The 16258-nt window shown below is 63.8% G+C and carries 23 protein-coding genes; 19 read left to right on the forward strand and 4 right to left on the reverse strand.

The genetic code is table 11. The features are described from left to right. Positions 1-42: 42 nt before the first annotated feature. From ctaD to PF049_06495, 15 genes are all read left to right on the forward strand, one after another. Complete coding sequence (gene ctaD, locus PF049_06425) at positions 43-1764, forward strand: cytochrome c oxidase subunit I (GenBank protein WBY17769.1); 1722 nt, start codon at positions 43-45, stop codon at positions 1762-1764. A 109-nt stretch (positions 1765-1873) separates the two neighbouring features. Further along, positions 1874-2797 (forward strand): heme o synthase, encoded by a 924-nt coding sequence (locus PF049_06430; protein ID WBY17770.1) that lies wholly within the window; start codon positions 1874-1876, stop codon positions 2795-2797. A gap of 8 nt (positions 2798-2805) precedes the next feature. Beyond that, positions 2806-2931, forward strand: coding sequence for a hypothetical protein (locus PF049_06435; GenBank protein ID WBY17771.1), 126 nt, complete (start codon positions 2806-2808; stop codon positions 2929-2931). After that, the gene (locus PF049_06440) at positions 2931-3518 is read left to right on the forward strand and encodes a cytochrome c oxidase assembly protein (GenBank protein ID WBY17772.1); all 588 of its coding nucleotides are present in this window, start codon (positions 2931-2933) and stop codon (positions 3516-3518) included. The genes PF049_06435 and PF049_06440 overlap by 1 nt, the downstream gene beginning before the upstream one ends. Before the next feature lie 92 nt (positions 3519-3610). Beyond that, positions 3611-4432, forward strand: a complete 822-nt coding sequence (locus PF049_06445) for a cytochrome c oxidase subunit 3 (GenBank protein ID WBY17773.1) — start codon at positions 3611-3613, stop codon at positions 4430-4432. Then, positions 4432-4833: a DUF983 domain-containing protein gene (locus PF049_06450; GenBank protein WBY17774.1), complete on the forward strand. Its 402-nt coding sequence runs from the start codon at positions 4432-4434 to the stop codon at positions 4831-4833. Before PF049_06445 ends, PF049_06450 begins: the two co-directional genes overlap by 1 nt. Further along, the gene (locus PF049_06455; GenBank protein WBY17775.1) at positions 4830-5453 is read left to right on the forward strand and encodes an SURF1 family protein; all 624 of its coding nucleotides are present in this window, start codon (positions 4830-4832) and stop codon (positions 5451-5453) included. Before PF049_06450 ends, PF049_06455 begins: the two co-directional genes overlap by 4 nt. A 40-nt stretch (positions 5454-5493) precedes the next feature. After that, positions 5494-6894: a threonine synthase gene (gene thrC / locus PF049_06460; protein WBY17776.1), complete on the forward strand. Its 1401-nt coding sequence runs from the start codon at positions 5494-5496 to the stop codon at positions 6892-6894. Beyond that, a complete protein-coding gene (locus PF049_06465) occupies positions 6894-7796 on the forward strand; it encodes a class I SAM-dependent methyltransferase (GenBank protein ID WBY17777.1) in 903 nt (300 codons plus the stop codon). The genes thrC and PF049_06465 overlap by 1 nt, the downstream gene beginning before the upstream one ends. An 11-nt stretch (positions 7797-7807) precedes the next feature. Further along, the gene (locus PF049_06470; protein ID WBY17778.1) at positions 7808-8179 is read left to right on the forward strand and encodes a dihydroneopterin aldolase; all 372 of its coding nucleotides are present in this window, start codon (positions 7808-7810) and stop codon (positions 8177-8179) included. A 17-nt stretch (positions 8180-8196) separates the two neighbouring features. Then, positions 8197-8553, forward strand: a complete 357-nt coding sequence (locus PF049_06475; protein WBY17779.1) for a hypothetical protein — start codon at positions 8197-8199, stop codon at positions 8551-8553. Beyond that, positions 8550-9551, forward strand: a complete 1002-nt coding sequence (moaA, locus tag PF049_06480) for a GTP 3',8-cyclase MoaA (protein ID WBY17780.1) — start codon at positions 8550-8552, stop codon at positions 9549-9551. Before PF049_06475 ends, moaA begins: the two co-directional genes overlap by 4 nt. 2 nt (positions 9552-9553) lie before the next feature. Continuing rightward, on the forward strand, positions 9554-9793 hold the full coding sequence (locus tag PF049_06485; GenBank protein WBY17781.1) for a MoaD/ThiS family protein: 240 nt from the start codon (positions 9554-9556) through the stop codon (positions 9791-9793). After that, positions 9786-10274, forward strand: a complete 489-nt coding sequence (locus PF049_06490) for a molybdenum cofactor biosynthesis protein MoaE (GenBank protein WBY17782.1) — start codon at positions 9786-9788, stop codon at positions 10272-10274. Before PF049_06485 ends, PF049_06490 begins: the two co-directional genes overlap by 8 nt. A gap of 81 nt (positions 10275-10355) precedes the next feature. Then, positions 10356-10793 carry a hypothetical protein gene (locus tag PF049_06495; protein WBY17783.1) on the forward strand — a complete coding sequence of 146 codons (438 nt, stop codon included), beginning with the start codon at positions 10356-10358 and terminating at the stop codon, positions 10791-10793. A gap of 10 nt (positions 10794-10803) precedes the next feature. On the opposite strand, the gene PF049_06500 is transcribed toward PF049_06495, so the two are convergent. Together PF049_06500 and PF049_06505 are read right to left on the reverse strand one after the other, a co-directional pair. Next, positions 10804-11496: a Crp/Fnr family transcriptional regulator gene (locus PF049_06500; protein WBY17784.1), complete on the reverse strand. Its 693-nt coding sequence runs from the start codon at positions 11494-11496 to the stop codon at positions 10804-10806. Continuing rightward, positions 11496-12005, reverse strand: coding sequence for a hypothetical protein (locus PF049_06505; protein ID WBY17785.1), 510 nt, complete (start codon positions 12003-12005; stop codon positions 11496-11498). The genes PF049_06500 and PF049_06505 overlap by 1 nt, the downstream gene beginning before the upstream one ends. A gap of 259 nt (positions 12006-12264) precedes the next feature. Here PF049_06505 and rplU point away from each other — a divergent pair, with 259 nt between their 5' ends. From rplU to PF049_06520, 3 genes are all read left to right on the forward strand, one after another. Continuing rightward, positions 12265-12690 carry a 50S ribosomal protein L21 gene (rplU, locus tag PF049_06510; protein ID WBY17786.1) on the forward strand — a complete coding sequence of 142 codons (426 nt, stop codon included), beginning with the start codon at positions 12265-12267 and terminating at the stop codon, positions 12688-12690. A gap of 12 nt (positions 12691-12702) precedes the next feature. Further along, on the forward strand, positions 12703-12972 hold the full coding sequence (gene rpmA / locus PF049_06515) for a 50S ribosomal protein L27 (protein ID WBY17787.1): 270 nt from the start codon (positions 12703-12705) through the stop codon (positions 12970-12972). Positions 12973-13190: 218 nt separating this feature from the next. Beyond that, positions 13191-13730, forward strand: coding sequence for a GNAT family N-acetyltransferase (locus PF049_06520; protein WBY17788.1), 540 nt, complete (start codon positions 13191-13193; stop codon positions 13728-13730). A 77-nt stretch (positions 13731-13807) separates the two neighbouring features. Here the strand turns inward: PF049_06520 and PF049_06525 are convergent, their stop codons facing one another. Then, entirely contained in the window at positions 13808-14698 is an 891-nt protein-coding gene (locus PF049_06525) for a metal-dependent hydrolase (protein ID WBY17789.1), read from the reverse strand. A 113-nt stretch (positions 14699-14811) separates the two neighbouring features. Between PF049_06525 and PF049_06530 the strand changes: the two genes are divergently transcribed. Beyond that, complete coding sequence (locus PF049_06530; protein WBY17790.1) at positions 14812-15420, forward strand: TetR family transcriptional regulator; 609 nt, start codon at positions 14812-14814, stop codon at positions 15418-15420. Between the two features lie 28 nt (positions 15421-15448). Here the strand turns inward: PF049_06530 and PF049_06535 are convergent, their stop codons facing one another. Beyond that, a complete protein-coding gene (locus tag PF049_06535; protein ID WBY17791.1) occupies positions 15449-16183 on the reverse strand; it encodes a folate-binding protein in 735 nt (244 codons plus the stop codon). Positions 16184-16258 lie beyond the last annotated feature (75 nt).

Consider the following 16258-nt stretch of genomic DNA (forward strand, 5'->3'; position numbering starts at 1 on the left):
GCCGCGAAGGCGACCAGACGCTAAGAGAAACGAGACCGAACGATGGCTACCACCGCTGAAGGCTACCAGGCCCACACAGAGGATACGGCTCACGGCGCACATCACGACGCCGATCACAAGCCGGGCTTCTTTGCCCGCTGGTTCATGTCGACCAACCACAAGGACATCGGCACGATGTACCTGATCTTCGCGATTTTCGCGGGAATCGTCGGTGGCGGCATCTCGGGGATCATGCGCGCAGAGCTGGCCGAGCCAGGTATCCAGGTCCTGGGTTTCTGGGTCGAACTGATGGGCGGTGAGGCCGCTTTCGACGCCAACCTGCACATGTGGAACGTCCTGATCACGGCGCACGGCCTGATCATGGTCTTCTTCATGGTCATGCCGGCCATGATTGGCGGCTTCGGCAACTGGTTTGTCCCGCTCATGATCGGCGCGCCCGACATGGCATTCCCGCGGATGAACAACATCTCGTTCTGGCTGACCGTCGTCGGCTTCATCTCGCTGCTGTTCTCCCTGTTCGTGCCGGGCGGCACGGGTCTGGGTGCCGGCACGGGCTGGACCGTTTACGCGCCTCTCTCGACGAGCGGATCGACCGGTCCGGCCGTCGACTTCGCGATTTTCTCGCTTCACCTCGCGGGCGCAGGCTCGATCCTCGGCGCGACGAACTTCATCACCACGATCTTCAACATGCGTGCACCGGGCATGACCCTGCACAAGATGCCGCTGTTTGTGTGGTCGGTTCTGGTGACCGCCTTCCTGCTCCTCTTGGCCCTGCCGGTCCTGGCGGCCGCCATCACCATGCTGCTGACGGACCGTAACTTCGGCACGACCTTCTTCGACCCGGCAGGCGGCGGCGACCCTGTTCTTTACCAGCACCTGTTCTGGTTCTTCGGTCACCCCGAGGTCTACATCATGATCCTGCCGGGCTTCGGCATGGTCAGCCAGATCGTCGCGACGTTCAGCCGCAAGCCCGTGTTCGGCTATCTCGGCATGGCCTATGCCATGGTCGCGATCGGCGTCGTCGGCTTCATCGTGTGGGCGCACCACATGTATACCGTCGGTCTCGACGTGAACACGAAGATGTACTTCACCGCCGCGACGATGGTCATCGCCGTGCCAACCGGTGTTAAGATCTTCAGCTGGATCGCCACGATGTGGGGCGGCAGTCTGGAGTTCAAGTCGCCCATGGTATGGTCGCTCGGCTTCATCTTCCTGTTCACCGTCGGCGGTGTGACGGGTGTGGTTCTTGCCAATGGCGGTATCGACGACAACCTGCACGACACTTACTACGTGGTGGCGCATTTCCACTACGTGCTGTCAATGGGTGCGGTCTTCTCTATGTTCGCGGGCTTCTATTACTGGTTCCCGAAAATGAGCGGCCGCTGGCATAGCGAATTCCTGAGCCACCTTCACTTCTGGCTGTTCTTCATCGGCGTGAACGTGATCTTCTTCCCGATGCACTTCCTCGGGATGCAGGGTATGCCGCGGCGCTATCCGGACTACACGGCAGCCTACGCCTACTGGAACGAGATCGCTTCCTACGGCTATCTCATCATGGCCGGTTCGATGCTCGTGTTCTTCGTGAACCTTGCCTATGCCTTCACGGCAGGCCGCAAGGCTGAAGCGAACACGTGGGGTGCAGGTGCGACGACGCTGGAATGGACGCTGCCCAGCCCGCCGCCGTATCACCAGTTCGAAACCCTCCCGGTGATCGAGGACCACCACGATTACCACGATCACATGTCTTCGCCTGCCAAGGCGTAAGCGACCGGTTCGCCAGCGAGCGGACCGACGCAGACCAGAGATCGAGGGGGCGCATCAGCGATGGTGCGCCCCCTGTTGCAGGAAAGCCGATAGAGAACCGTAAGATCCGATGACCGCCGCGACACCCTCTGCCAACGCACTGCCGAGCGACTGGCGCGATTTCTTCGCGCTGACCAAGCCGCGCGTCATGAGCCTGGTGATCTTTACCGGCCTGTGCGGATTGCTGGCGGCGCCTGTCGGCATCAATCCCGTTATCGGCTTTACTGCGATCCTGTGCATCGCGCTGGGCGCGGGCGGGGCCGCCACGCTGAACCAGTGGTGGGAGAGCGACCTCGATGCGGGAATGAAGCGGACGAAGGACCGCCCGATCCCCGGTGGCCGGATGGCGAGGGGCGATGCCCTGACTTTCGGCCTCCTGTTGTCGGCATTCTCCGTCATGACGATGGGGCTCGCCGTACACTGGCTGGCAGCCGGCGTGCTGCTGGTGTCGATCATCTACTACGCCGTCATCTACACCATGTGGCTGAAGCCGCGCACGCCGCAGAACATCGTCATCGGGGGCGGGGCAGGGGCCTTTCCGCCACTGATCGGGTGGATTGCCGCGACCGGCGAGATCACGGCCATACCGGTGCTGCTCTTCGCCATCATCTTCATGTGGACGCCCCCGCATTTCTGGGCGCTGGCACTTTTCGTGCAGTCGGATTACGCGAAAGTCGGCATTCCGATGATGCCGGTGGTCCGCGGCGAGGTCAGCACCCGCAAGCAGATCCTCATCTACGCCGTACTGCTCCTGCCTATCGCCATAGCGCCGTGGCTGATTGGCGGTACGGGAATGATCTACGGCGTCGCAGCGCTGGTCCTGACGCTCGCCTTCATTGCGCTGAGCGTTCCGGTTGCGACGCGCCGCAGCGTTGAAGGCGATACGATGAAGCCGGAAAAGCGGCTGTTCGCCTTCAGCATCCTGTATCTCTTCGCCCTGTTCGCCGTACTGGTCCTAGACCGGTATGTGACGCCGCTGCTGGACACTGTATGATGCCTTCCATGACACCTGAAGAACAAGCCGAACTGGAACGCCGCCGCAAGTCGCGCAATGTCGCGCTCGGACTGCTGCTGCTGTTTTTCGTCGTCTTGTTCTACGCCATCACCATCGTCAGGATGGGCGACTGATGGCAAGCATCCCCGTAGACGAGAATCGCAACGCCCGGACCGGCCTGATGGCGATCGGCCTGGCGTTGGCCATGCTCGGCCTCGGCTACGCCGCGGTACCGCTTTACGACCTCTTCTGCCGGGTGACCGGTTTCGGCGGCACGACACAGGTGGCAAGCGAAGCCGACGCCGCGATTGCAGAACGGTTGGCCGCAAGTGCCGGGGCAAAGCCGATTTCCATCCGGTTCGATGCCAGCACTGCGCGCGACGTGCCATGGGTCTTCCAGCCGGCGCAGGCGACCGACACGGTGCAGATCGGCGTGCGCGACATGGCATTCTATACCGCGAAGAACACGTCTTCCGTTCCGATTACCGGCACGGCGACCTTCAATGTCGAACCGGAACAGGCGGGCAAATACTTCAACAAGATTCAGTGCTTCTGTTTCACGGAGCAGACACTGCAACCCGGGCAGGAAGTGCGGATGCCGGTTCTGTATTACGTCGATCCCGCCATTCTCGAGGACGAGAACGCGAAGGGCGTGGAGCAGATCACGCTGAGCTACACCTTCCACAAGGCAATTCCGGGCGAGAGCGACGAAGAAAGCTGACACTTGCGGGCACCCGCCCTCTAGACCACCGCGCGTTGCCGTATTAGGGGCAGCCATACGAATTCAGGACTACCAAGCAGGATACGCGACCCATGGCCGGTAACGTCAATCACGACTATCACATTCTCGATCCCGACATCTGGCCGCTGGTCGGTGCGTTTTCGGGCCTGACCTTCACGTCCGGCATGGTTCTCTACATGCACGACATGGCGAACGCCTGGCTGGTTCTGGGGCTGGGCATCGCAGGTCTGATCGCAACGTTCTGGGGCTGGTTCTCGAAGGTCGTGAACGAGGCGCAGCGCGGCGACCACACGCCTGTCGTGCAGCTTCACATGCGTTACGGCATGATCCTGTTCATCGCGTCCGAAGTGATGTTCTTCGTCGGCTGGTTCTGGAGCTGGTTCGACTTCGCCCTCTTTCCGAGCGAGCTTTCCGAAGTCGTCGGCGGCGTCTGGCCGCCTGCCGCGATCGAGGAAGTCCTCAATCCGTTCGATCTCCCGCTGCTCAACACGCTGATCCTGCTGTGTTCGGGCACGACCGTGACCTGGGCCCACCACTCGCTGCTGAACGGCGACCGCGAAGGCCTGAAGAAAGGTCTGTGGGCAACGATCCTGCTGGGCGCGCTGTTCACCTTCGTCCAGGTGTACGAATATGGCGTCGCGCCGTTCGCTTTCGGCGGCAACACCTACAGCTCGGCGTTCTACATGGCGACCGGCTTCCACGGGTTCCACGTCCTGATCGGCACGATCTTCCTGATCGTCTGCCTTGCCCGTACGTACAAGGGCCACTTCACCCCGCGCCAGCACTTCGGTTTCGAAGCTGCGGCCTGGTACTGGCACTTCGTCGACGTCGTGTGGCTGTTCCTGTTCATCGTCGTCTATGTCTGGGGCGGCTGGGGCGCCGAATACCACTGATGGCAGTGAACGGTTCAGGCGGCTCGCCGGACCACGAAAAGGGGCAGCCCGCCATCTGGCAGGCTGCCCTTTTCGGTTTGTGTCCGCGTTGCGGGGAGCGCACGCTGTTTTGCGGGATCGTAAGATTTGCTGCGACCTGCCGCGCTTGCAGCCTTGATTTCGCCAAGTTCAATGTGGGCGACGGACCTGCCGCTTTCCTGATCCTGCTCGTCGGGGCTCTTGTGGTCGGGCTGGCCACGTGGATGGAGGTCGCCTTGGCACCGCCCGTGTGGATCCACGCGATTTTATGGCTGCCATTGATCACCGCCCTGACGCTTGGCGGTCTGAGACTGGCGAAGGGCGCTCTGATCGCGTCGGAATTCCGGCACGGCGCGCGCGAAGCACGGAGCAACCACCGGTGACGAAGAAGCTTCCCCTGATACCGACTATCATCGTCCTGGTCGCTGTGCTGGTCATGATCCGCCTGGGATTCTGGCAACTGGACCGCGCGGACGAGAAGGACGCGATGCTGGCCCGCTATGCCGGGGCCGGCGAAATTGCCGCGCCGGTCCAATACCCGCGTTCCGAAGACGCGGCAGAGCCCGTCCTCTATCGTCGCAGTTCGGTCGAATGCGAGCGGGTTGTCGAACGGCGCGCAACCGCCGGGACCAGCGAACGCGGCGCGAAGGGCTGGGCGCAGATTGCCCGGTGCGAACTGGCAGGTGGCGGCGAGACGGAAATCGCGCTCGGATGGACCAGAGCGCCCGGCGGCCCGCAATGGACCGGCGGGCAGGTGACGGGCATTATAGCGCCGGGTCCGCGCCTTCTTGCCGATCCGCCGCGAGCGGGACTTATCGCCCTCGCACCGCCCGACCCTGCCGATCTGCCCAACAACCATCTGGCCTATGCCGGCCAGTGGTTCTTCTTCGCCCTCACGGCGGTCGTCATTTACTTCCTGGCGATCCGGCGCCGTCTTCGTGACGGGGATGGCGATGTTCGCACGGCGCTGAAGGTGGACGATCTCGGCCATGATGAAGACTAGCTTTCTTGTCGCAGCCGCAGGCCGCCGCTAGCACCCCGCCATGCGCTATGTATCGACCCGCGGCTCCGCCCCCGTCCTCGACTTCGAAGAGGTGACCCTTGCCGGCCTTGCCAGCGATGGCGGACTGTACCTGCCGGAAGAATGGCCGCAATTCTCCGCTGCCGAAATCACGGCCATGCGCGGGCTCCCCTACGCCGAAGTCGCTGCCCGGGTGATGGAGCCCTTTATCGGCGATTCGCTCACCCACGAAAGGCTGCGCGAACTGACCGCGCAGGCCTATGGCCGCTTCTCGCACAAGGCCGTGGTTCCGCTGGTGCAGATGGACCAGCAGCACTGGCTGATGGAACTGTTCCATGGACCGACCCTGGCGTTCAAGGACGTTGCCCTGCAAATGCTGGGCCTGCTGTTCGAGGAATTCCTGTCCCGCCGCGGGGAGAAGCTGACCCTGGTCGGCGCGACCAGCGGCGATACGGGGAGCGCAGCCATCGACGCCGTCGCTGGGCGTGACGGGGTGGAGATCTTCATGCTCCATCCCGAAGGCCGCATCAGCGACGTGCAGCGCCGCCAGATGACAACCGTGCTTGCGCCCAATGTCTACAACATCGCGATTTCCGGCAGTTTCGACGACGGCCAGGCCGCGGTAAAGCGCATGTTCGGCGATGACGCGCTGAAGGGCACGCTGCGGCTCGGCGCGGTCAATTCGATCAACTGGGCGCGGCTTCTGGCGCAGGTCGTTTATTACTTCACCAGCGCCCTGCAGCTCGGCACGCCGGACCGACCGGTCGCCTTCAGCGTTCCCACCGGTAATTTCGGCGATGTGTTCGCAGGATATGTCGCAGCGAAAATGGGCCTGCCGGTCGCGAAACTGGTGGTGGCGACCAATGTGAACGATATCCTCCACCGCGCGCTCTCGGCAGGGGATTATTCCGCTGGCGAAGTCACCCCGACTGCAGCGCCGAGCATGGACATACAGGTCAGCTCCAATTTCGAGCGGTTGCTGTTCGATTGCGGCGGGCGCGACGGAGCTGCACTGGCCACGCAGATGGCAGGGTTCGAGACAAGCCGCGCCATGATGCTGACCGACCTTCAGCAGAGCAGTGCTGCGGAACTCTTCACCAGCATAAGGGTCGATCAGGACGCCATGGCGCAGACCATGCGGCGCGCCCATCAATATTGCGGACAGGTCATCGACCCGCACACGGCCATCGGTTTCGACGCCGCGATGAAGGCCGATGTGCCGTCCGACGTCCAGGTGGTCACGCTGGCAACGGCGCATCCGGCGAAATTCCGCGATGCGGTGGAGCGGGCAACGGGAACGCGGCCAGCGCTCCCGGTCCGGATGGGCGACCTTTTCTCGCGCGAGGAACGGTGTGTATCCCTGCCGGGGGATTACGAAGCCCTGACCGCTTACATCCTCGAACACGCCAGCCCGAGCGCCTGATGGCTCAGCTCGTCGAACAACCCGTCGTCATGGCGGGCGAGGGGTGGGATGACTACACCCTTGTCGATAGCGGCGAGGGCCGCAAGCTGGAGCAGTTCGGGCCTTACCGCTTCATCCGTCCGGAACCGCAGGCGATGTGGTCGTCCCGGTTCGATCAGAATGGAAAGGACTGGCACGCCGACGGCGAATTCATCCCCGGCGCGGACGAAGATGGCGGCGGGCGCTGGCAACTTTCACCCGATGTGCCGGAGGAAGGCTGGCCGCTGGCATGGCGCGAAACTCGCTTCACAGCTCACAATACGCCGTTCCGCCATCTCGGCTTCTTTCCCGACATGGCCCCCGTCTGGGACTGGATGCGTTCGGAACTGGCGGGAACGCGCGATGCCAGCACGATGAACCTGTTCGGCTATACCGGGGTGGGCACGCAGGCACTGAGCGATCGCGGCCCGGTGACCCATGTCGACGCATCGAAGAAATCGGTCGCGCAGGCACGCGAGAATGCCGCACTGGCGGGAATGGACGATCGCCCGATCCGCTGGCTAGTGGACGACGCCGCCAAATTCGCCGCACGCGAGGTGAGGCGCGGCAAGAGGTATGACGGCATCATTCTCGATCCGCCGAAGTTCGGGCGCGGTCCGAAGAACGAGACCTGGCGTATCGAGGAAGGGCTCGCCCCGCTGGTCCGCGATTGCCGTGCTCTGCTGGACGGTGACAGCCGCTTCCTGTTCCTGACCGTCTATGCCGTGCGGATGAGCAGCCTCTCGCTCGGCGGATTGCTGGCGGACATTTTCGCCGATCTGCCTGGCAGTATCGAACATGGCGACTTGGCCGTACGCGAAACGGGCGAGGGCGGACGGTTGCTGCCCACGGCAATCTTCGCGCGCTGGTCGAATCCGCGCTAGACAGGCGCCCGATGGCCGATTCGCTGACCCTTCGCTTTGCCGACATCGAAACCGATGTCCTGACCGGTATCTACTCGGAAGAGACCGGCAAGCCCCAGCCCCTGCGCATCACGATAGAGGTCGGGTACAAGGTTGCCGACAGGTACGAACCGGATACGCCGCTCGATGCCAGCAAGAATTACATGGACCTGAAATTCGCCGCCACCGAGGCCCTGCCCGAAGGGGTGCATTTCAAGCTTATCGAATCTGTCGCGGACCATATCTGCGACACGCTGTTCGCGCAGGACGAGAACGTGCTGAGCGTAACTGTCCATATCGTGAAGCTGGCCATCGCCGTGGGCGCGGAAAAGATCGGTATCACCCTGTCCCGCGAACGCCGATGACAGGCGCTGTGTCGGGCTTGAGGCAGGCCGTTATCGAAACCGGTCCGCTCGCGCCGGGGGCGTTGGAAGCGGCTGCCACTTTCTACGAACGGTTCTCCGGCGCGGTCGCCCATGCCATTGCCGATGGTGCGGCCAGCGTCGTTCTGATCCTGCCGACAGGGCCTTACGATCACGCCGACTGGAGACGTGCAGCAGCGCGCGACATGGCACGGCTTCATGCCCCTGTCCGGGTCAATGTGATCGGAGGCGACGATCCCCGCGCAAGGGCGGCGACGACCGAATATCTCGCCATGGCCGAGGCTGTCACGGGACAGTATCTCCCGCTGGAAGCAGGCGGCAGTGAGATCACACTCGAGCAAGGAGAAGGCTCGTGAGCAACGGTCGAGACCTGGTCGATGGTTTCGGGCGCCGGATCACCTATCTGCGTCTTTCCATCACGGATCGCTGCGACCTGCGCTGCACCTATTGCATGCCGGAGCGGATGACCTTCCTGCCGCGCAAGGAGGTCCTGGACCTCGAGGAGCTTTACGCGCTGGCCCGGGGTTTCATGGATCGCGGCGTGCGCAAGATACGCCTGACCGGCGGAGAACCCCTCGTGCGCCGTGACGCGATCGATCTCGTCCGCGCGCTTGGCCGCCATGTCGGCGACGGGCTGGACGAATTGACGATGACCACGAACGGCACGCAGCTGGCGACCCACGCGGCTGCCTTGCGCGATGCCGGGGTGGCGCGGATCAACGTCTCGCTCGACACGCTGGACCGGGAGACGTTCAGGACGCTTTCCCGGCGCGACGCATTGCCGCAAGTGCTGGAGGGCATAGCGGCGGCGAAGGCTGCCGGCATCGCGGTCAAGATCAATACGGTCGCGCTGAAGGGGGTGAACGAGCAGGAAATTCCCTCCCTCGTCGAATGGGCGCATGGCGAGGGGCACGGCATGACGCTTATCGAGACCATGCCGCTGGGCGTGGTGGACGAGGACCGCAGCGACCGTTTCCTGCCCCTGTCCGGGGTGCGCCGTGAACTGGAGCGGCGCTGGACGCTGAAACCCTCGGACCACCGCACCGGCGGCCCGTCGCGCTATGTCCGGGTGGAGGAAACCGGCGGACTGCTCGGCCTGATAACCCCACTGACCGAGAATTTCTGCGCCGGGTGCAACCGCATCCGTGTCACCACGACCGGGCAGCTGTTTCCCTGCCTCGGCGGCGGAGAACGTGTCGATCTGCGCGCTGCCCTCCGGTCGGAGACACCACGGGAAAACCTTGAGGTCGCACTGGACGAGGCCATGGCGATCAAGCCCGAGCGACATCATTTCCGTATTGGTGTGGGCGAAGCGCCTGCGCTGGACCGTCACATGTCGATGACCGGGGGCTGAAGATGGTTCGCGTGCTTTTCCTGGGGCCGCTGGCCGATCTCGAAGGGGCGGAGGAACGCGTTTTCGAAGCCCCGCTCGATTGGGCCGGATTGCTGGCGCAGGTATCGTCCCGAGTGGCCGAGCAATTGCAGGATAGCCGCGTCCACGTGGCGTGCCGCGGCAGCGTGCTTTCCGACAAGACCGGTCTCGATGCCAAAGAAGGCGACGAGGTCGCGCTGCTTCCACCGGTCAGCGGTGGCTAGGCTGCAGATAGCGACGCCCGCCGATGTGCGCGTGTGGGAAAGCGGCTTCTCCGTGGGGGAGGCGCTGGCTGCATTCAACGCTGCCCATCCGGCGTCGGGCGGTCTGACCAGCTTTACCGGCAAGGTCAGGCCGGACGGCGATGTGAAGGCCTTGGAACTGACCCATTACGAGCCGCTGACCCTGCCCGGTATGGACGCCATAGCGGAAGAAGCGATACGGCGCTGGGATCTCGACGGGGTGCTGGCTTGGCACCGTGTCGGCATGCTTCGTCCCGGACAGGCGATCGTGCTGGTCGCGGCGGCGGCGCGTCATCGCCGCGCAGCGTTCGAGGCGGCCGATTTCGTAATGGATCACCTGAAAACCGCCGCGTGGTTCTGGAAGCGGGAGCGCCGTGGAGGCGGCGACGATGGTGCATGGCATTGGATCACCCCGCGCCAATCGGACCATTCCGACAGGGAACGCTGGCAGCGGGCGGAATAATCTTCGCAGTTTGACCTGCGTCAAAGCGCGCCGACGCGTGTCGGTGCACAAGGTCCTCCGACACAAATGGAGGATTTCACGATGTCCGATCTTCTCGCCCGCGACGTGCTCGCCGCCAATGCCATCGTTCACGAGACCCTGCCTTTGCGGCGGGAAAAGCCGCATGAAGTCGACCGCACCTTCGAAATGCCGAAGGCCCTCTACGGTGTGACCGTGGCGCTCTATCTCGGATTTCTCGGAATAATGGCAGTGGGCATGCGTTCGCCCGGCCTCATCATCCCGATGGCGATCTTCGCCCTGTTCATCGTGGCCGGGTTCGGCGTCCCGGCACTGTGGGCGCGGCTGGACCCGCCGACCGACGCCAGACCGCTGAGCATGGCGGCCTTTCGCAGCCAAGGTATCATGACCCATACCGGACCGCTAAAATCGCGGGATGCAGCGATCCAGATGCTGATGCTGCCCGTCCTGATCGTCTTCTGGGGCCTCGCCTGCGTGACGATTGCAGCGATCGTGGCCTGACAGGCAGCCGCTAAAGACTTCCCGAGAGGGCGGAGAGGCGCGCGGGATCGACCAGTTCGATCCCGCGTTTTCCGTGCCTGGCGATGATGCCATCCTTCTCCAGCTGCGACAGACGGCGGCTGACCGTCTCTATAGTGATACCCAGCATTTGCGCCATCTCGCCGCGCGTCAGGGGCAGGTCGAAGGTTCGTGCCGGGTGACAGGGGGAATGGCTGGCTGCATTGGCGAGCGAATGGATCAGGCCCGCAAGCCGTGTTCCCGCATCCTGCTTGCCGGTCAGTTGCAGCAGCGACCGCGCGGCGTGCAGCTCGTCCTGCGAACGCCGCAACAGGGCGGTCGCGAGCGCCGGATGCCGATCCAGCGCCTGCTCCATCGATGCGCGCGAGAATAGGCACAGCCGGGAATCGGTCAGCGCGGTAACGTCGTGGTCGGTGAAAGGGCGAAACATTTCGCCAACGAACCCTGCGGGATGGATCAGGGCGAGGATGCGTTCCTCTCCCGATGCATCGACCGACGACACCTTGAGCGCGCCGGTCAGCAGGGTGGCACAGGCATCGTTATCGTCTCCTGCGGAAAAGAGGACCTCGCCTCTCGAGAGCAGCCGCGTCCGGCCGGCGCTTGCCAGTTCGGTCCGCTCCTGGTCCGACAGGACTGCGCAGGCGGCCCAGTCGCGAACAGGGCAGGAGGCGCATTCCAGGCTCACTAGCGAATCCGTGAACGCAGGCCTGCCAATACGCGGTCCTCCTCTTCGACCAAGGCGGCGACGTCCGCATGAGCCTGTGCGATCTCGGCTACCGGGTCGAAGGCGGTCGCCTGCGAGACGAGAAGCTCGTCGAGATCGGCCAAGGGAATAGCCGTTCGCGAACGCTGGGTTTCGAGGTCGGCCAAGGCAACCTGCGCACTCGCCCATGCATCGCTTGCGCGGGCCGCACCGGCGCCTGCGGCAACGGCACGGCGGGCCGCCGGGGCAGAGCGGAGGAAACGCTGGTGCGCCGACGCGGCCTCGCTTCGCAGGTCAGAGACTTGTTGCAGAATGTCCGCTCCGACAACGCGCGTTGGAGGCGGGGTGGGTTCGGCTGGGGGAGGGGCGTCGATCGCGCCGCGCGGCCGTTCGGCGTCGCGGCTGGCGAGCGAGGGATAGTCGCTGCTCGCCGCGGCACATGCGGACAGGGCGAGTAGCGCGGCTGGCGCCATGAGAAGCTTGAAGGTCATCGTCGGACTTTCCATACCATGTGCCCTTACCACGAGCGGGGGGCTGCGCCACCCTGCATGGCGGAAGGCGCTTGCCGGGATAACGGGGATGCGGGGAAAGAGTCCGTGCCGCACCAGATTCCGGGCGATCGGTCGTTGACTTGGCGGCCGCCGTGCCTTAACGGCGACCATCTTTCCGGGCACTGCCATCAGGCGGTTCGTCCGGCGCGCCGTTCCTGCAAGGGGTCGGCACAGCAACTAAAACGGAAGTAGATAAGCCATGTTCGCTATCGTGCGCACAGGCGGCAAGCAGTATCGGGTTGCCGCCGGAGACAAGATTGCAGTCGAAAAACTCGCCGGGGAAGCTGGCGAAACCATCACGCTGGGCGACGTCCTGCTTGCAGGCGAAGGCGATTCGATCGCCGATGCCAGCAAGGTGACGGTGTCGGCCGAAATCATCGCGCAGGCGAAGAGCGAGAAGGTGACGGTCTTCAAGAAGCGTCGCCGTCACAACTACCGCCGCAAGGCCGGTCATCGCCAGATGATGACCCTCCTGCGCATTACGCAGGTCGGTGACAGCAAGGTCGAAAAGGCCGCGCCGAAGAGGGCTGCGAAGGCCTCCGATGCTACGGCAGAGGAAACCAAGGCGGCCCCGAAGAAGTCCGCAGCCAAGAAAGCGGCCCCGAAGGCCGACGACAAGAAGTAAGGAACCCGGACCATGGCACATAAGAAAGCAGGCGGTTCATCCCGCAACGGCCGCGACTCAGCTGGTCGTCGTCTTGGCGTCAAGAAATTCGGCAGTGAGGGCGTCCTTGCTGGCAACATCATCGTGCGTCAGCGCGGCACCAAGTTCTATCCCGGCACCAATGTCGGCATGGGCAAGGACCACACCCTGTTCGCGCTCGAAGACGGCGTGGTGCGATTCCACACCGGCAAGCAGGCCCGCAAATACGTATCGGTCGATGCGATTGCGGAAGCAGCCGAGTAAACGGACGGTTCGATAAGGGAACCGTCCACCGGGACGGTCCCAGCCGGGTTTACCACCGGCACACGTAGAGGGAGATGGGGCTTTCCTGGATCACAGGGAGCCCGTCTCCCTCTTGTCGTTTCTCCCTCTCCGGTCAGCCGATTTTGCGATTGGCGACAGGAAACCGTCATGATGCACCGCTAGTTGGATGCATCGAGGCACGGATGAGGAGAAGTGCAGTGTTTCATCGCAGCGAAAGATTGCTGCTCAGGCCCCCATGGCCAGAGGACTGGAGCCAGGTGCTCGGCGGGATCGCCGACGAAGGCGTCGTGCGTAATCTCGCGCGTGCCCCGTGGCCCTATTCACCCGATGATGCGCGCGCATTCGTCGAACTGCCGATCGCCTTCGATTACCCGCGCTTCCTGATCACCCGGGCCGACGATGCGTCCCTGGTTGGCTGTGTCGGTATCGATCCGCATGATGGTGATGTGGAACTCGGCTACTGGATCGCGCGGCAGCATTGGGGGCAGGGCTATGCGACGGAGGCCTGCCAGGCCGTGCTGAAAGTGGCGCGGACCTTGGGGCATGGCCGCGTAGTCGCAAGCCATTTCCTCGATAATCCCGCATCGGGCAGGGTGCTGGAGAAGCTCGCCTTCCAGCCCACGGGCCGGATCATGGAGCGCCATAGTTGCGGCCGCGGTGAAGCCGCACCGACCGCCGAATACGCACTTAGTCTGGGCGAGGGCGTCTTGCTTCAGGCAGAGCGCCGCGCTGCCTGAGGCCGCCGGACAGCGTACAGGAAAAAGCCCCGGCACCGCGCGAACGGTACCGGGGCTTCTCCTTGGAGAGAGGTTTATTACTCCGCAGGCAGCAATGCGGCTTCGAATTCGCCTTCGTACTTGCCGATCAATTCGCGGTCGTCATGGTCCCACGGATGGAAACCCGGCTTGAAATAGGACAGCCAGGCGGGGAAAATCCGGCGCACGACGCCGGGGCTGACGGTCAGGTACTTGAAGAGCCCCCAGCGGGCCTTCCACCCGGTAATCCCGTCCTGCGCGAGCAGCTCGATAGTGTCGGCCCAGCGGTTCTTGAAGAAACGCGCCGTCACCAGCAGCATGGTCAGCGAGCGGACTTTCCACGCCTTCCAGCCGCTCCAGTCGCGCGTGGCGTGCAGCCAGGTATCGTAGGCCACGCCCTTGTGTTCTACCTCTTCCACGGCGTGCCAGCGCCACATGTCGCGCACTTCGGGATCGGCATTCTCGAAATGCTTCGGGTTGGCCAGGAATTCGTGCGCCATCATGGCGGTATAATGTTCCAGGGCCATCGTGACCGCGAGGTTGGCGATGGCGGGCCGGCCCTTCGTCAGTTCCAGCATTTCACGGACCCGGTCGTCGATCTTCGCGATGTCGTAACCCGCATCGGAAGCCAGGCGGTTGAACGCGATGTGTTCACGCGTGTGGTTGATTTCCTGCCGCACGAAAGCGCGGATCTCCGCTTCCAGCCTGGGATTTGCGCCTTCGCCGGGCTGCGGCCGGTGCGCCTTCACCGCCTCGATGAAGAACGCTTCTCCGCGCGGGAAAGTGGCCGACAGCGCATTGTGCCACGCCGTTCCGAACGCATCACCGGCCCACCAGCGATTGGGGGAGGTGTTGCGGTTGAACCGTTCGTCGCGGATGCGGATTTCCAGATCGGCGGGGCTGCCCGAGGGGGAGGTAGCTTCGGACTGGATGGAGGTATGGGCGTTCATGGCGTCCTCGATTTAACTTACAACGATGTCAATAACGTTACTGACATATATGTCAATAAGCGATTTGCAGCGATGCTTGTCGCAGGCGCGAGCGCACTCTATCAGCGGCTGCGATGGCCACTCGCAAAAGACTTTCGCCCGAGGAATCGCGCGCTTCCGCACTTTCGGCTGCCCGTGCCTTGCTGATCGAGGCGGGGCCCCAGGCGGTGACGCTGAAGGCGGTGGGCGCACGGATCGGGCGCACCCACGCGAACCTGCTGCATCATTTCGGCTCGGCGTCCGGCCTGCAGCGCGCGCTTGCCTCGCATCTGGCGGAAACGGTCTGCGAAAGCGTTGCAGAAGCGGTGCGGGCCAATCGCGCCGGGCTCGGCACGCCGCGCGAAGTGGTCGATATCGCGTTCGACGCTTTCGACAAGGAGGGCGGTGGCGCGCTCGTCAGCTGGATGCTGGCGACGGGGCACGAGGATTCGATCGAGCCCTTTGTCGAGACCATTCACAACCTCGTGCACGACCTCCATCCGGAAGAAAGCGACCGCGAGGAAACGCGCGTGGCCCACGAGGCAACGCTGGCCGTCGTCCTTCTGGCCCTCGGCCAGTCGCTGATAGGCGCACCCCTGGCGCAATCCCTGAAGCTGGGAAGCTCGACGGCGCGCGACATGGCGGCCAACATCATCGATGCGTCCCTGATACAGGCATCGATGGACAGGGAAGGGGCGGGGTAGGGCGCGCCGGCCTGGACCGGCAGGCGAGTCAGTCTTCCGCCGTCAACCGCATCCACTCCGGCGTCAGGGAGGGGTCGATATCGGCGACACGCATATGGGCAACGACCAGCCCCAGGTCGTCATGCGCCTTTTTCACCCGTTTCTCCTCGGCCTGATCGGCAGGAAGAGCGATCAGCCGCCGATTGACCTTCTGGCGCCAGTTCATCCGGGCAGTGTTCTCCTGCCCGACATAGCAACCCTTGGCGAAGCTCACCCCGTTCAGCTCGGCAGCGTTCGTTTCGAGCCAAAGGATGTCACCGAGTTCCTCGCGGCCTTCCGGCACGCCGAGCGAAAGGCGGTGGTTGCGCCATGCCGCATCGGCCGCCTCGTCCGCTTCGCCAACCGGAGCGATCCAGCGCTGGCCCAGAGCGGGCAGCCTGGGATCCGGAGCGCCGCCGTCGCCTTGCTGGGCCTGCCAGTAAACGCCGAACCCGGCATCTACCGAAATGTCGATCTTCCGGCGCAACCGGTAGAGGGACAGCCGCTTGACCAGTTCGTCTGCCACGGCCGTTTCGCAATCGAGCAGCAAGCCACCGTCGCCCGCGGGCCAGACTATCATGTCGAACAGACACTTGCCCTGCGGACTTAGCAATCCGGCGTAGGTGGGAAGCGGCCCTTTGACGTCATTGGTCAGCAGGCCTTGCAGAAAATCGGGGACGTCCTCGCTTCCATCGGAAGGGGTCAGTCGCACGAGCGCGCGGTCGAACAGTCGGGAAGCGGTCATACCGGACAAACTGGGACTTCCTGCGATGCGGTCAAGGGACGGTATCCTGAATCCGGTTCGTTCCGGCAATTCGGC

Source organism: Erythrobacteraceae bacterium WH01K (assembly GCA_027941995.1).
Lineage (GTDB): Bacteria > Pseudomonadota > Alphaproteobacteria > Sphingomonadales > Sphingomonadaceae > CAJXSN01.

Excerpts from the sequence above, each read along its gene's own strand:
- rplU (WBY17786.1), top strand. The coding sequence starts at position 12,265 with ATGTTCGCTATCGTGCGCACAGGCGGCAAGCAGTATCGGGTTGCCGCC.
- PF049_06430 (WBY17770.1), top strand. The coding sequence starts at position 1,874 with ATGACCGCCGCGACACCCTCTGCCAACGCACTGCCGAGCGACTGGCGC.
- PF049_06505 (WBY17785.1), bottom strand. The coding sequence starts at position 12,005 with ATGACCTTCAAGCTTCTCATGGCGCCAGCCGCGCTACTCGCCCTGTCC.
- PF049_06530 (WBY17790.1), top strand. The coding sequence starts at position 14,812 with ATGGCCACTCGCAAAAGACTTTCGCCCGAGGAATCGCGCGCTTCCGCA.
- ctaD (WBY17769.1), top strand. The coding sequence starts at position 43 with ATGGCTACCACCGCTGAAGGCTACCAGGCCCACACAGAGGATACGGCT.
- PF049_06495 (WBY17783.1), top strand. The coding sequence starts at position 10,356 with ATGTCCGATCTTCTCGCCCGCGACGTGCTCGCCGCCAATGCCATCGTT.
- PF049_06525 (WBY17789.1), bottom strand. The coding sequence starts at position 14,698 with ATGAACGCCCATACCTCCATCCAGTCCGAAGCTACCTCCCCCTCGGGC.
- PF049_06470 (WBY17778.1), top strand. The coding sequence starts at position 7,808 with ATGGCCGATTCGCTGACCCTTCGCTTTGCCGACATCGAAACCGATGTC.
- PF049_06465 (WBY17777.1), top strand. The coding sequence starts at position 6,894 with ATGGCTCAGCTCGTCGAACAACCCGTCGTCATGGCGGGCGAGGGGTGG.
- PF049_06435 (WBY17771.1), top strand. The coding sequence starts at position 2,806 with ATGACACCTGAAGAACAAGCCGAACTGGAACGCCGCCGCAAGTCGCGC.
- PF049_06440 (WBY17772.1), top strand. The coding sequence starts at position 2,931 with ATGGCAAGCATCCCCGTAGACGAGAATCGCAACGCCCGGACCGGCCTG.
- PF049_06485 (WBY17781.1), top strand. The coding sequence starts at position 9,554 with ATGGTTCGCGTGCTTTTCCTGGGGCCGCTGGCCGATCTCGAAGGGGCG.
- thrC (WBY17776.1), top strand. The coding sequence starts at position 5,494 with ATGCGCTATGTATCGACCCGCGGCTCCGCCCCCGTCCTCGACTTCGAA.
- rpmA (WBY17787.1), top strand. The coding sequence starts at position 12,703 with ATGGCACATAAGAAAGCAGGCGGTTCATCCCGCAACGGCCGCGACTCA.
- PF049_06450 (WBY17774.1), top strand. The coding sequence starts at position 4,432 with ATGGCAGTGAACGGTTCAGGCGGCTCGCCGGACCACGAAAAGGGGCAG.
- PF049_06535 (WBY17791.1), bottom strand. The coding sequence starts at position 16,183 with ATGACCGCTTCCCGACTGTTCGACCGCGCGCTCGTGCGACTGACCCCT.
- PF049_06445 (WBY17773.1), top strand. The coding sequence starts at position 3,611 with ATGGCCGGTAACGTCAATCACGACTATCACATTCTCGATCCCGACATC.